This window comes from Pseudomonas sp. BF-RE-21, from assembly GCF_019947305.1.
Lineage (GTDB): Bacteria > Pseudomonadota > Gammaproteobacteria > Pseudomonadales > Pseudomonadaceae > Aquipseudomonas > Aquipseudomonas migulae.
This window is the reverse complement of the sequence record NZ_JAGYGF010000011.1, coordinates 45,067-58,098: the sequence shown is the minus strand read 5'-3', so window position 1 is coordinate 58,098 and position 13,032 is coordinate 45,067. Positions and strand designations below refer to the sequence as shown.

The window sequence follows — 13,032 nt, the reverse complement described above, 5'->3', positions numbered from 1 at the left end:
ACTCAGGCCTCGCTGCTCATCACCATGAACAACACCAGCGCCGCCACCGGGATGCTGAACACGATGCTGCCGACCACCAGCTCCGTGGTCACGGACTGGCCGGCGGTGACCACGCCGATGGCGCCGTTGATCATCGTCAGGGCCAGCCACAACACGATGAAGCTGTAGGTCAGCGTCTGGCGGCTGAAGCCGATGTTCTCGCCGATGAACAGCATCAGCGCCAGGAGGGCCAGGCCGAAGGTGATGATGATCGTGGTGTGCATGATGCGTTCCTCCCTTCAGGTGTAGTGCGTCTTTAAGACCGCCTTCGCGGGCAAGCCTCGCTCCTACAGTTTTGTGTCGCTCCTGTAGGAGCGAGGCTTGCCCGCGAAGGCGTCAATCCTGCCTACATAGCAGCTTAAACCAACCCGCCATTCACCCGCAGAATCTGTCCATTGACCCACGCCGAATCCGGGCCGACCAGGAAAGACACAACGCGCGAGATGTCTTCCGGCTGCCCCAGGCGCTCCAGCGGCGGCATCTTGGCGAAGGTCTGGATTTGCTCTTCACTCTTGCCGTGCAAAAACAGATCGGTCGCCACCGGGCCTGGGGCGACGGCGTTGACGGTGATGTTGCGACCGCGCATTTCCTTGGCGAACACCTGAGTCAGGGACTCCACCGCGGCTTTGCTGGCGATGTACACGGCGTAGCCCGGCAGGTTCATGCCAACGGTGCTGCTGGAGAAATTGACGATCCGGCCACCGCTGTTCAAACGGGTCGCCGCTTCACGCAGCGTGTTGAAAGTGCCGCGGGCGTGGATGTTGAAGTTCTGGTCGAACAGTTCGTCCGTGTGCTGCGCCAGCGGCATCACTTTGAGAATGCCGGCGTTGTTGATCAGCACATCGACTTTGCCCAATTGCGTTTCGGTTTCATCGAACATCCGGCGTACATCGTCGGCATTGGCCACGTCAGCCTTGATCGCTATGGCTTGATGGCCGGCCTGACGCAGTTCAACGACCAGCTTTGAGGCTTCTGTGGCGCTGCTGGCGTAGTTGATGGCGACGGCGAAACCTTCGCTGGCCAGTTGTTTGGCGATCACGGCGCCGATGCCGCGGGAGGCGCCGGTCACGATGGCAACTTTCGAAGTTTGAGTAGTCATGGCGGTGAGTCCTTTGAGGGTGTCTGTTTGGGGTGAAGCCAGACTCACATGTTTACTCAGGCTGATAAATGCACGAGAGTTGCCTTGACTGTTCAATAATCGCCAACAATCAAAGGTCGCGAACGCCATGGATCAAGTCAAAGCGATGAAGGTGTTCGTGCGGATCTACGAGCGCAGCAGCTTCACCCTGGCCGCCGAAGACCTGAACCTGCCACGGGCAACCCTGACCCATACGCTGAACCAGTTCGAAGCCTGGCTCGGTACGCGTTTACTGGAGCGCAGCACGCGTAAGGTGCGTCCTACGCTGGACGGCGAGGCGTACTACTTGCGCTGTGTGCAATTGCTGGCGGAACTGGAAGAAGCTGAACTGGCTTTTCGCAGCGTCGCGCCGAAGGGGCGATTGCGGGTGGATTTGCACGGCACGCTGGCCAAGAGTTTTGTCATCCCCGCCTTGCCGCAATTCATGGAGCGCTATCCGGACATTGAACTGTCCATCAGCGAGGCCGACCGCTTTGTCGACCTGATCGCCGAAGGCGTCGACTGTGTGCTGCGTGCCGGCACACTTGGCGACTCGGCGCTGATCGGCAAACGTGTCGCCAACCTGCGCCAGATCACCTGCGCCAGCCCCGCCTACCTGCGCAAATTCGGCGAGCCAAAATCCCTCGAGGACCTGAAACATCATCGCGCGGTGAACTACGTCTCGCGCACCACGGCGAAGTTGTTCCCGTTCGAATTCATGGTCGATGGCGAATTGCAGGAAGTCGCCATCGAGGGCGCGATCTCGGTGTTCGGCGCAGAAATCTACGCCGCCTCGGCCATTGCCGGACTGGGCTTGATCCAGTGCCCGCATTACCGAATGGAAACGCAGATCGCCCAGGGCCTGGTGCAGGAAGTCCTGATCGACACGCCGCCGCCCCCGATGCCGGTTTCAGTGTTGTATCCGCACAACCGACACATGTCGCCACGGGTTCGGGTGTTTGTGGATTGGTTGGGGGAGGTGTTTGCCGGGGCGCGTTAGCCCCTTGAATCGAAAATATGTGAAACGTTTCAGCATTTCCTCAAGTCCGAGGTTTATCGACGTTTGTCTGGGCGTATGCTGGGCAACTTGCGAAGCAGTCGATACCAACTTCAAGACAGACAAGAGAGGATTCGATGACCTACACCGCTGCCGAAAACCGCTACGACTCCATCCCTTACCGCCGCGTCGGTCGCAGCGGTCTGGTGTTGCCGGCGTTGTCCCTGGGCCTGTGGCACAACTTCGGCGACAGCACGCCGATCGACACCCAGCGCTCGTTGCTGCGCACGGCGTTCGATCTGGGGATCAACCACTTCGATCTCGCCAATAACTATGGTCCGCCGTACGGTAGCGCCGAGATCAACTTCGGGCGTTTGCTGCGTGAAGATTTCAAGCAGTATCGCGACGAGCTGATCATCTCGAGCAAGGCGGGTTGGGACATGTGGCCCGGTCCTTATGGGCAGGGCGGTGGTTCGCGCAAATACGTGCTGGCCAGCCTTGATCAGAGCCTGCAGCGTCTGGGCCTGGAATACGTGGATATTTTCTACTCCCACCGTTTCGACCCGGACACGCCGCTGGAAGAAACCGCCAGCGCGCTGGCCACGGCGGTGCAGCAGGGCAAGGCGTTGTACATCGGTATCTCGTCGTATTCCGGGGTGAAAACCCGTGAGATGGCGGCGCTGTTGCAAGAGTGGAAAGTGCCGTTGCTGATTCACCAGCCGGCCTACAACCTGCTTAATCGCTGGGTGGAAAAGGATCTGCTGGATGTCACCGACGAACTCGGCACCGGCGTGATTGCGTTCACGCCGTTGGCGCAGGGTCTGTTGACCGACAAATACCTCAACGGCATTCCGAAGGATGCGCGGGTCAATCGTCCGGGCGGCGGTTCGTTGCAGTCCTCGCACCTGTCGGAGGCCAACATCGCCCATGTGCGTGGGCTCAATGAGATTGCCAAGCGTCGCGGCCAGAGCCTGGCGCAACTGGCGTTGGCCTGGACGCTGCGCGACCCTCGGGTGACTTCGGCGCTGATCGGTGCGAGCCGGCCGGAGCAGATTATCGAGAACGTCGGGGCGTTGAAGAATCTGAGCTTCAGTGCGCAAGAGTTGGCGGAGATAGACCGGTTTGCCCAAGAGGGCGGGATCAATCTTTGGGAGAAACCTTCGACGGCTGAATGAGTGTTCGGCGCCGGGTTATCTGGCGTCTGTCAGTCCGATATCGCCGGCAAGCCGGTCTCGCTCCCACAGGGGTTGGGGGTTGACCACAATATTTGTGGTCGACCGATCACTTTGTGGGAGCGAGCCTGCTCGCGATAGGGCCGGGGCAGGCAACAAAGAAGTCAGGAACTCACCGAAAAAACGGCACATCCCCCAACACCGTCGCCCGCTGCATCACCCGGCGTGCCGGCCGGTAGTCATCCACCGCGTAATGCTGCGTCACGCGGTTGTCCCAGAACGCGATGTCGTCCTGCTGCCAGCGCCAGCGAATGGTGAATTCCGGCCGCGTGGAATGGGCGAACAGAAACTTCAGAATCGCCTCGCTCTCCGTCTCCGACAGCTCATTGATCTTCGACGTAAACCCTTCACTGACGAACAACGAACGGCGCCCGCTCACCGGGTGCGTACGAATGACCGGGTGCGACAGCGGTGGATTCTTGCGGCGTGCTTCTTCCCACTGAGCCAGCGCCTCAGGCGTGTTGCCATAGCGTTCCAACGGAAACGAACGGGTGAAATCGTGCGTCGCCGTCAGCCCTTCCAGCAGACTTTTCATCGGCGCGGACAGCGCCTCATAAGCCGCAATGCCGCTGGCCCACAACGTGTCGCCGCCAAACTCCGGCAACAGTTTTGCGCTGAGCACTGCGCCCATCGCCGGGGTCGGCAGGAAGGTCACGTCGGTGTGCCAGATCGCGTTGTCGCGCACGTCGGTGACGGCGGTGTCGAGGATCAGTACTTCCGGCTGTTCCGGCACATTCGGGTAGATCGGGTGAATGTGCAGGTCGCCGAAGTTGGCGGCGAAACGCGCCTGTTGCTGCGGCGTGATCGGCTGGTCGCGAAAGAACAAAACCTGATGCTTGAGCAGTGCCTGCTCGATGGCATCGCGCTGTTCCAGGTTCAATGGCTGGCTGATGTCGATGCCGCTGATTTGCGCGCCGAGGGCGGAGCTGAGGGGGACGATTGTCAGGTTGCTCATGGTGGTTCTCTTCAATCCGGGGTGCCGATCTGTCGGCATGGTCAATGACAAGTCGTTAGTGAGCCTGGCCGTGCCACGGCACCAGTTTGCGTTGCAGCGCACGCAAGCCCATCTCCATGGCGAAGGCGATCAGCGCAATCACCAGAATCCCCAGCACCACCACATCGGTGACCAGGAACTGTGCGGCCGACTGCACCATGAAGCCCAGGCCGCTGGTGGCGGCGATCAGTTCGGCGGCGACCAGCGTTGACCAGCCCACGCCCAGACCGATGCGCACGCCCGTCAAGATGTCCGGCAACGCACTCGGCAAAATCACATGGCGAATCAACTGCGCCCGGGTCGCGCCCAATGACTGCGCGGCGCGCAATTTGGCCGGGTCGACGGTGCGCACGCCAGTCGCGGTGGCGATGGCGATCGGGGCGAAAATCGCCAGGTAAATCAGCAGGACTTTCGACAGTTCACCAATGCCGCACCAGATGACAATCAACGGCAGATAGGCGAGCGGTGGAATCGGGCGGTAGAACTCGATCAGCGGATCGAGAATGCCGCGCGCAATGCGGTTGTGACCGATGGCGATGCCGACCGGCACGGCGGTCAGCACGGCAAAACCAAGGCCCAGACCGATGCGGCTGAGGCTCGCGCCCAAGTGCTGCCACAACGTCGAATCCATGTAGCCGGTGGTCACCAGCAGCCAGCCTTTTTGCAGCACGGCGGACGGTGGCGGCAGGAACAGCGGTTCGATCATTCCTGTGGCGGTAACGGCCCACCACAGGGCAACCAGCGCGACAAGGGTCAGCACGCTGATCCAGCGAGTACTGAGGCTGCGCCGACCAGGAATCACCGTCGAACCCGGTTTCACCGTCACGGCCGGAATTTCATAGCTGCTCATGCGCGCTCCTGCCGCGTGGCGGCGCTGCGTTGGGAGAACACTTTGGCGAGTACGTGTTCGCGGGTTTCGATAAAGCGCGGGTCGGATTTGATCGCCCGTGCGGACTCGCCGGCGGCGTAACGCTGACCGAAATCCAGGCTCAGGCGCTCGACGATTTGCCCGGGGTTTGGCGCCAGCAGAATCAGGTCCGTGGCGAGAAATACCGCTTCTTCAATATCGTGGGTAATCAGGAATACGGGTTTGGCGGTGCGCCGCCAGACTTGCAGCAGCAGCTCCTGCATCTGTTCGCGTGTGAAGGCGTCGAGGGCGCCGAAAGGTTCGTCCATCAACAACACGCGAGGGTCGGCGGCGAGCGCACGGGCCAGGCCGACACGCTGCTTCTGGCCACCGGACAGCTGCCAGATCCGCCGATTTTCGAAGCCGGAAAGGTCCACCAGTGCGAGCATTTCCCGAGCGCGGATTTCACGTTTGTCCCGGGAGACACCGGCCAGTTCCAGACCGAAACCGACGTTGGCCAACACATCTTGCCAAGGCAGCAGCGCGTCGTCCTGAAACACCACGCCGCGTTCGGCGCTCGGGCCTTTGACCGGCACGCCATCGAGGGTGATGCGCCCGGCGCTGGGCTCGACGAAACCGGCAATCAGGTTCAACAGCGAAGTCTTGCCACTGCCGGACGGGCCGAGGGCGACCAGCAATTGCTGGGGCCCAAGGCTCAAGGAAATATCCGCCAATACCGGTTCCGGGCTGCCGGGGTACTGTGCGCTGATGCGCTCCAGCTGTAGCAAGGCCATCGCAATTAACTCCCGATCAGTTGGTGATGAACTTGGCGCTGACGTACGGCGCGTAGTCCGGCAGCACGGCCTCGACCTTGCCTTGTTCTTTCAGGAACACGGCGGTGTCGGTGATGGCTTTGGTGGTCGGCGCGCCAAGGGTGATCACCTGGTCAGCCGCCAGCGGGTAGACGTTGCCTTGCAGCAGCAGCGGAATGTCGCTGGCCTTGGCGCCGGACAGCTTCACCAGCTTGTCGACGTTGGATTGATTGGCGAGCCAGGCTTTAGGGTCTTTGCGGTAATCGGCGTAGGCGTCGAGGGTGACTTTGGCGAACGCGGTGACGATTTCCGGGTGCTTCTCGGCGAAGTCTTTACGCACGATCCAGGCATCGAACGTTGGTGCGCCGAACTTGGCCAGTTCGCCGGAAGTGATCAGCACTTTGCCGTTTTCCTTGGCCACACCGAGCGCTGGGTCCCAGACGTAGGTGGCGTCGATGTCACCGCGTTTCCACGCCGCGATGATGGCTGGCGGGGCGAGGTTGAGCACGGTGACTTTCGAAGGGTCGATGTTCCAGTGTTTCAACGCGGCGAGCAGGCTGTAGTGGCCGGTGGAAACGAACGGCACGGCGATTTTCTTGCCGATCAGGTCCTGAGGAGTCTTGATCCCGGAGCCGTCGCGGGCAACCAAGGCTTCAGCGGCACCGATCTGGGTGGCGATGAGGAAGGTTTCAACCGGGACTTTGCGGGTGATTGCAGCCGTCAGAGGGCTGGAGCCGAGGTAGCCGATCTGCACGTCGCCGGAAGCGATGGCGGCGATGATGTCGGCACCGTTGTCGAATTTGCGCCAGTCGATCTTGGCGTTGGTGGCTTTTTCGTAGGCGCCGTCGGCCTGGGCGACTTTCGCCGGGTCCACGGTGGTCTGGTAAGCGACCGTCACGTCAGCCGCCTGGGCAAAGAAACTCGCCGCAGCCAAAGACGCGGCCGCCAGGAGGCGAAGAGGGAAATGCAGTTTCATTGGGAAGCTCCTTTTCAGGCGGACCGAGAGTCGGCGTGAAAAAGAGACTAAATGATATAAGAATCCGAAAATAAATAACTTTTTCGAATGAGCTTATGAGCGGAAAATTCTAAGCAAGACCGCGGCGCAGCCTTCGCGGGCAAGCCTCGCTCCTACAGGTTGGGGGTCGAGTCACAACTGGGTGACCGACACAAAACTGTAGGAGCGAGGCTTGCCCGCGAAAAGATTCGAAGGACCTTCAGAGGTTAGTTGCTGATTGCCAGAATGCTCGCCTGATACGAGCCGACAAACACATCGAAATCGCCGACTTCGTTCTGCTCCAGCTCTACTTGCTCCGCCAGCGACGAACGCGCGCGCTCTTCAAACGTTGCCTGGTCTTCGCTGCTCAACGGCTCGCTGCGGAAATATTCCGCATGGGCCTGGCTCTGGCGCAGGGAGAACTGGCTGAAGCTTTCCTTGTGTTCGGCCATTGCCGCCAGCACCTGGGCCGATGGCGTCAGGGACGAATCCTTGACCTTGGCCAGTTGCGCGTCCACAGCCTTGCTGTGCGCATCGCCGCCATGGCTCTGATCCAGCAACGCCGCCAGTGGCGCAATCTTCTCCAGCAACTCGCCTGCCCACTCTTTCAGGTCAACCGGTTGACCGTCGCGTTGCAGTTGCAGGCCCGGACGGCGACCTTCCTTGACCACGCTGAGGAAGTTCGATGTCGCGTTGCCGCACGAATTACTGGTCAACAGCGGGCTGTCGTTCAGCGCGCAATACAGCAGGAACGCATCCAGGAACCGAGACTCGGTGAGGTCGATACCCATCGGCAGGAACGGGTTGATGTCCAGGCAACGCACTTCGACGTACTGAATGCCACGGGCTACCAGCGCCTGGATCGGGCGCTCGCCGGTGTAGGTCACGCGTTTCGGGCGGATGTTGGAGTAGTACTCGTTTTCGATCTGCAGGATGTTGGTGTTGAGCTGAACCCACTCACCGTCCTGATGCGTGCCGATTTCGACATACGGCGCATACGGTGTGGCCACCGCTTTGCGCAGGCTGTCGGTGTAGCTCGCCAGATCGTTGTAGCACGGCGTCAGGCCGGCCTGGGCGTTGCTCTGATAACCCAGATCGCTCATGCGCAGGCTGGTGGCGTACGGCAGGTACAAGGTGTCCGGGTCCAGCTGTTCCAACTGATGCGTGCGACCGCGCAGGAAACCGGCGTCCAGCGCTGGCGAAGCACCGAACAGGTACATCAGCAGCCAGCTGTAGCGGCGGAAATTACGGATCAGCGCGATGTAGGCCGACGACTGATAGTCTCGGTCAGTACCGACAAAACCTTCCGCCTGCTTGAGCAGCGGCCAGAGCTTCTCCGGCAGGGAAAAGTTGTAGTGAATCCCGGCGATGCACTGCATGGTCTTGCCATAGCGCAGGGCCAGGCCCTTGCGGTAGACATACTTGAGCTTGCCGATGTTGGAGGTGCCGTAATAGGCGATCGGAATATCTTCCTCGGCCGGCAACGGGCACGGCATCGACGGACTCCACAGGTACTCGTTGCCGAGCTTGCTGTAGGCAAAACGGTGAATCCTGTCCAGGCTCGCCAGGGTCTCGGCCGGATCGGGCAGGGCGGGCGTGATGAATTCCAGCAGCGACTCGGAATAGTCGGTGGTGATTTGTTCGTTGGTCAGCGCGGAACCCAATTCTTCCGGGTGCGGCGTTTGCGCCAGGCGACCTTCGCCGGTCACGCGCAGGCATTCACGTTCGATGCCGTGAAGGCACTGTTCGAGCAGAGAGAGGTTAGCGCGCTCGCCGAGCAGAGCCAGGCGGCGGTTGAGAAGTTCGCTCAAGTTGGATTCCTTCACGCGTCAGTCGCCCCAATATGGGGGTGGGCAGGACGGTCTACAAGGGTGAAGTTGAAACTGGCGTTTTCGCCTGGTTTGGGAACCCCTCGGGGCTGTTGTCAGCCGGCCAAGGTTTGATCGCCGCAATCCCTTGTGGGAGCGGGCTTGCTCGCGAAAGCGGTGTATCAGGCAACATTGAAGTCGTCTGACACTCCGCTTTCGCGAGCAAGCCCGCTCCCACAGGGAACTTCGACGCTATGGTCTCAGCGCCGAAATTACCTCAAATCGATGACGGCTAGCTACAGGACAGCGAACGTGCCTTGTGCTTTTGCGACGAGTTTGTCGCCCTGCATCACGTCGGCTTCGACCACCAGCGTGCGGCGGCCCGGGTGGATCACCCGCGCCGTGCACATCACCTCGCCGTCGGAAACGGCGCGGATGTAGTTGATCTTGCACTCGATGGTCGCGCTCTGCTGGTCAAAGCCGTGGGTGCTGGAACAGGCCAGTCCCATGGCAATGTCCACCAGGCTGAACAAGGCCCCGCCGTGCAGCTTGCCGCCGCGATTGCGCAGTTCGGGTTCCAGCGCCAGGGCGACTTGCGCCACCCCGGTTTCCAGGCTGTGCAAGCGACAGCCCAGCAGCTTGAAAAACGCGCTTTCAGTCAGCCCGGCCGGGATCTCCATCAGCGTTTCTTCAACTGCTTGGCGTTGGCGAACAGCGAAGCCATGGCGTTGTTGGACGGGGCCGCTGCCGTGGTTTCCTTGCGCGGTGCAGTGTTCTGGGACTGGCGCGGTGCCGACCCCGGACGCGCGCCACGGGCACCGTCGATTTTCTCGCCCGGGGTGTCGCTCATGCGCATCGACAGACCGACGCGTTTGCGCGGGATATCGACTTCCATGACCTTCACTTTCACCACGTCACCGGCCTTCACCGCTTCACGCGGGTCCTTGATGAACTTCTCCGAAAGCGCAGAGATGTGCACCAAACCGTCCTGATGCACGCCGATATCGACGAACGCACCGAAGTTGGTCACGTTGGTCACGACGCCTTCGAGGATCATGCCCAGTTGCAGGTCCTTGAGGTCTTCGACGCCTTCCTGGAACTCGGCGGTCTTGAACTCAGGACGCGGGTCGCGGCCAGGTTTTTCCAGCTCTTGCAGGATGTCGGTGACCGTCGGCAGACCGAAGGTTTCGTCGGTGTACTTCTTCGGATCAAGACGCTTGAGGAAGCTCGCGTCGCCGATCAGCGAGCGAATGTCGCGGTCGGTTTCAGCAGCGATGCGTTGCACCAGCGGATAGGCTTCCGGGTGAACCGCAGACGAATCCAGCGGGTTGTCGCCGTTCATCACGCGTAGGAAGCCGGCGGCCTGTTCGAAGGTTTTTTCGCCCAGACGCGCCACTTTCTTCAACGCTGCACGGGTCTTGAACGCGCCGTGCTCGTCACGGTGGCTGACGATGTTCTGCGCCAGGGTCGCGTTGAGGCCGGAGATACGGGCCAGCAGCGCCACGGAAGCGGTGTTCACGTCTACGCCGACGGCGTTCACGCAGTCCTCGACCACCGCGTCCAGGCCGCGCGCCAGTTTCAGCTGCGACACGTCGTGCTGGTACTGGCCGACGCCGATGGATTTCGGATCGATTTTCACCAGTTCGGCCAGCGGATCCTGCAAGCGACGGGCGATGGACACCGCGCCACGGATCGACACGTCGAGGTCCGGGAATTCCTTCGAAGCCAGTTCCGACGCCGAGTAAACCGATGCGCCCGCCTCGGAGACCATGACTTTGGTCATCTTCATGGCTGGGTATTTTTTGATCAGCTCAGCAGCCAGCTTGTCGGTTTCGCGGCTGGCGGTGCCGTTGCCGATGGCGATCAGGTCCACCGAGTGCTTGGCGCACAGGGCCGCGAGAATCGCCAGGGTCTGATCCCACTTGTTGTGCGGCACGTGCGGGTAAACCGTGGCGTGATCCAGCAGCTTGCCGGTGGCATCGACCACGGCGACCTTGCAACCGGTGCGCAGGCCCGGGTCGAGGCCCAGGGTGGCACGCGGGCCGGCCGGAGCCGATAACAGCAGGTCGTGCAGGTTGTGCGCGAACACGTTGATCGCTTCGGTTTCCGCGCCATCGCGCAGTTCACCCAGCAGGTCGGTTTCGAGGTGGGTGTAGAGCTTGACCTTCCAGGTCCAGCGCACCACTTCGCCCAGCCATTTGTCGGCGGCGCGGTTCTGGTTCTGGATACCGAACTGCTGACCGATCATGCCTTCGCACGGGTGCATGGTGCCCGGCAGTTCGTCGCCGACTTTCAGCGCCGAGCTGAGGATGCCTTCGTTGCGGCCACGGAAAATCGCCAGCGCGCGGTGCGACGGCATGCTTTTCAGCGGTTCGTCGTGTTCGAAATAGTCGCGGAACTTGGCGCCTTCCTCTTCCTTGCCGGCGATCACGCGGGCACTGAGGGTGGCTTCTTGCTTCAAGTAGTTGCGCAGCTTGTCCAGCAGGCCAGCGTCTTCGGCGAAGCGCTCCATGAGGATGTACTTGGCGCCTTCGAGGGCCGCCTTCACATCGGCCACGCCTTTTTCGGCGTTGATGAAGCGTGCGGCTTCGGTGTCCGGGGCCAGCGAGGGATCGTTGAACAGGCCGTCGGCCAGCTCGCCGAGGCCGGCTTCCAGGGCGATCTGGCCCTTGGTGCGGCGCTTCTGCTTGTACGGCAGGTACAAGTCTTCGAGGCGGGTCTTGGTGTCGGCGAGCTTGATGTCGCGTTCAAGTTGCGGGGTCAGCTTGCCTTGCTCTTCGATGCTGGCGAGGATGCTGATGCGCCGTTCGTCGAGTTCTCGCAGGTAGCGCAGACGCTCTTCCAGATGACGCAACTGGATGTCATCGAGGCTGCCGGTCACTTCTTTCCGGTAACGGGCGATGAAGGGAACGGTAGAGCCTTCATCGAGTAGCGCGACGGCCGCTTCGACCTGTTGTGGGCGTACGCCGAGTTCCTCGGCGATGCGGCTGTTGATGCTGTCCATAAAACCACCTGACAAATTGTGAAAGCAGGCTCGCGGGCGCGGGGATAAAGGCTCGGCGAGTCTGGTTGAGCGGCCTGGCCTGCGCCGCTACCTGGATCAACAGGCATCCCGTTGACCCGTGAAATCGAACAATTACTGCCGTGGCGATGAAAATAAAAAGCCGCCGCGACGGTAACGATCAGACGTTGCCTGACACAAAAGGCCGCGCATTATAACCAGCGTTCTGTCATTCGGGGGCATCACAGGCTGTAGGCACAATGCCCGGATTTCTGGCGGTGAAGGAAAAATCTGCTAACAATGCACACGGTGCGTATAACGGCAGCTACGCCATAATGCGCGCCGAGATCAAAGGAGCATCCAATGAGCAGCACTGCAAACATTGCTGAAGGCGAAAAAATTCTTATCGTTGACGACGATCCGGGGCTCAGCAGCCTGCTGGAACGCTTTTTCGTCAGCAAGGGCTACCGCGCCCGCGCCGTACCGAACACCGAACAAATGGACCGCCTGCTGGCGCGTGAAGTGTTCAACCTGGTCGTCCTCGACCTGATGCTGCCCGGCGAAGACGGTCTGACCGCCTGCCGCCGTCTGCGCGGCGCGAACAATCAGATTCCGATCATCATGCTCACCGCCAAGGGCGACGAGCTGAGCCGCATCAAGGGCCTGGAACTGGGCGCCGACGATTACCTGGCCAAGCCGTTCAACCCGGACGAGCTGATGGCTCGCGTCAAAGCGGTCCTGCGTCGTCAGTCGGCGCCGGTGCCGGGTGCGCCGGGCAGCGAAGACGAAAGCGTGACCTTCGGTGACTACGAACTGTCCCTGGCCACTCGCGAACTGAAACGCGGTGACGAAGTGCACATGCTCACCACCGGTGAGTTTGCGGTGCTCAAGGCATTGGTCATGAACGCGCGTCAGCCACTGACCCGCGACAAGCTTATGAACCTGGCCCGTGGCCGCGAGTGGGATGCCCTGGAGCGCTCCATCGACGTGCAGATCTCCCGTCTGCGCCGGATGATCGAGCCTGATCCTTCCAAGCCGCGTTACATCCAGACCGTCTGGGGCGTGGGCTACGTGTTCGTTCCGGATGGCGCCGCCACCAAGTGATCGGCGATTTGTAGGAGCGGGTCGTGCGGACGCAAGTGTCCGCAGACTCGCGATCCGCAATATGCGAGCATCGCTCGCTCCTGCAAG

12 protein-coding genes are annotated in these 13,032 nt (G+C 61.2%); 3 read left to right on the top strand and 9 right to left on the bottom strand.

The window, feature by feature from the left end; genetic code table 11:
* Positions 1-2 precede the first annotated feature (2 nt).
* Together KGB25_RS10680 and KGB25_RS10675 are read right to left on the bottom strand one after the other, a co-directional pair.
* Positions 3-263, bottom strand: coding sequence for a hypothetical protein (locus tag KGB25_RS10680; protein ID WP_223434922.1), 261 nt, complete (start codon positions 261-263; stop codon positions 3-5).
* Positions 264-397: 134 nt separating this feature from the next.
* On the bottom strand, positions 398-1,138 hold the full coding sequence (locus KGB25_RS10675) for an SDR family oxidoreductase (RefSeq protein ID WP_207285580.1): 741 nt from the start codon (positions 1,136-1,138) through the stop codon (positions 398-400).
* A gap of 127 nt (positions 1,139-1,265) precedes the next feature.
* Between KGB25_RS10675 and KGB25_RS10670 the strand changes: the two genes are divergently transcribed.
* Positions 1,266-2,156: a LysR family transcriptional regulator gene (locus KGB25_RS10670; protein ID WP_008040163.1), complete on the top strand. Its 891-nt coding sequence runs from the start codon at positions 1,266-1,268 to the stop codon at positions 2,154-2,156.
* A gap of 134 nt (positions 2,157-2,290) precedes the next feature.
* Complete coding sequence (mgrA, locus tag KGB25_RS10665) at positions 2,291-3,328, top strand: L-glyceraldehyde 3-phosphate reductase (protein WP_223434921.1); 1,038 nt, start codon at positions 2,291-2,293, stop codon at positions 3,326-3,328.
* Positions 3,329-3,497: 169 nt separating this feature from the next.
* Here the strand turns inward: mgrA and tauD are convergent, their stop codons facing one another.
* The 7 genes from tauD to KGB25_RS10630 all read right to left on the bottom strand — a co-directional run bounded on the left by tauD (position 3,498) and on the right by KGB25_RS10630 (position 11,844).
* Positions 3,498-4,340 carry a taurine dioxygenase gene (tauD, locus tag KGB25_RS10660; protein WP_223434920.1) on the bottom strand — a complete coding sequence of 281 codons (843 nt, stop codon included), beginning with the start codon at positions 4,338-4,340 and terminating at the stop codon, positions 3,498-3,500.
* A gap of 55 nt (positions 4,341-4,395) precedes the next feature.
* On the bottom strand, positions 4,396-5,229 hold the full coding sequence (tauC, locus tag KGB25_RS10655) for a taurine ABC transporter permease TauC (protein ID WP_223434919.1): 834 nt from the start codon (positions 5,227-5,229) through the stop codon (positions 4,396-4,398).
* Positions 5,226-6,020 (bottom strand): taurine ABC transporter ATP-binding subunit, encoded by a 795-nt coding sequence (gene tauB, locus KGB25_RS10650; RefSeq protein WP_223434918.1) that lies wholly within the window; start codon positions 6,018-6,020, stop codon positions 5,226-5,228. The genes tauC and tauB overlap by 4 nt, the downstream gene beginning before the upstream one ends.
* A 16-nt stretch (positions 6,021-6,036) precedes the next feature.
* Complete coding sequence (gene tauA / locus KGB25_RS10645) at positions 6,037-7,014, bottom strand: taurine ABC transporter substrate-binding protein (protein ID WP_008032265.1); 978 nt, start codon at positions 7,012-7,014, stop codon at positions 6,037-6,039.
* 245 nt (positions 7,015-7,259) lie between these two features.
* A complete protein-coding gene (gene gshA, locus KGB25_RS10640; RefSeq protein ID WP_223434917.1) occupies positions 7,260-8,843 on the bottom strand; it encodes a glutamate--cysteine ligase in 1,584 nt (527 codons plus the stop codon).
* 293 nt (positions 8,844-9,136) lie between these two features.
* Positions 9,137-9,520, bottom strand: coding sequence for a PaaI family thioesterase (locus KGB25_RS10635; protein ID WP_008019061.1), 384 nt, complete (start codon positions 9,518-9,520; stop codon positions 9,137-9,139).
* Positions 9,520-11,844 (bottom strand): Tex family protein, encoded by a 2,325-nt coding sequence (locus KGB25_RS10630; protein ID WP_223413709.1) that lies wholly within the window; start codon positions 11,842-11,844, stop codon positions 9,520-9,522. The genes KGB25_RS10635 and KGB25_RS10630 overlap by 1 nt, the downstream gene beginning before the upstream one ends.
* Positions 11,845-12,204: 360 nt before the next feature.
* On the opposite strand from KGB25_RS10630, the gene ompR reads away from it, so the two are divergent.
* Positions 12,205-12,945, top strand: coding sequence for a two-component system response regulator OmpR (gene ompR, locus KGB25_RS10625; protein ID WP_008032260.1), 741 nt, complete (start codon positions 12,205-12,207; stop codon positions 12,943-12,945).
* The last annotated feature ends 87 nt before the right edge of the window (positions 12,946-13,032 follow it).

Coding starts and splice junctions, on each gene's coding strand:
- KGB25_RS10680 (WP_223434922.1), bottom strand. CDS start 263: ATGCACACCACGATCATCATCACCTTCGGCCTGGCCCTCCTGGCGCTG.
- KGB25_RS10675 (WP_207285580.1), bottom strand. CDS start 1,138: ATGACTACTCAAACTTCGAAAGTTGCCATCGTGACCGGCGCCTCCCGC.
- KGB25_RS10670 (WP_008040163.1), top strand. CDS start 1,266: ATGGATCAAGTCAAAGCGATGAAGGTGTTCGTGCGGATCTACGAGCGC.
- mgrA (WP_223434921.1), top strand. CDS start 2,291: ATGACCTACACCGCTGCCGAAAACCGCTACGACTCCATCCCTTACCGC.
- tauD (WP_223434920.1), bottom strand. CDS start 4,340: ATGAGCAACCTGACAATCGTCCCCCTCAGCTCCGCCCTCGGCGCGCAA.
- tauC (WP_223434919.1), bottom strand. CDS start 5,229: ATGAGCAGCTATGAAATTCCGGCCGTGACGGTGAAACCGGGTTCGACG.
- tauB (WP_223434918.1), bottom strand. CDS start 6,020: ATGGCCTTGCTACAGCTGGAGCGCATCAGCGCACAGTACCCCGGCAGC.
- tauA (WP_008032265.1), bottom strand. CDS start 7,014: ATGAAACTGCATTTCCCTCTTCGCCTCCTGGCGGCCGCGTCTTTGGCT.
- KGB25_RS10635 (WP_008019061.1), bottom strand. CDS start 9,520: ATGGAGATCCCGGCCGGGCTGACTGAAAGCGCGTTTTTCAAGCTGCTG.
- KGB25_RS10630 (WP_223413709.1), bottom strand. CDS start 11,844: ATGGACAGCATCAACAGCCGCATCGCCGAGGAACTCGGCGTACGCCCA.
- ompR (WP_008032260.1), top strand. CDS start 12,205: ATGAGCAGCACTGCAAACATTGCTGAAGGCGAAAAAATTCTTATCGTT.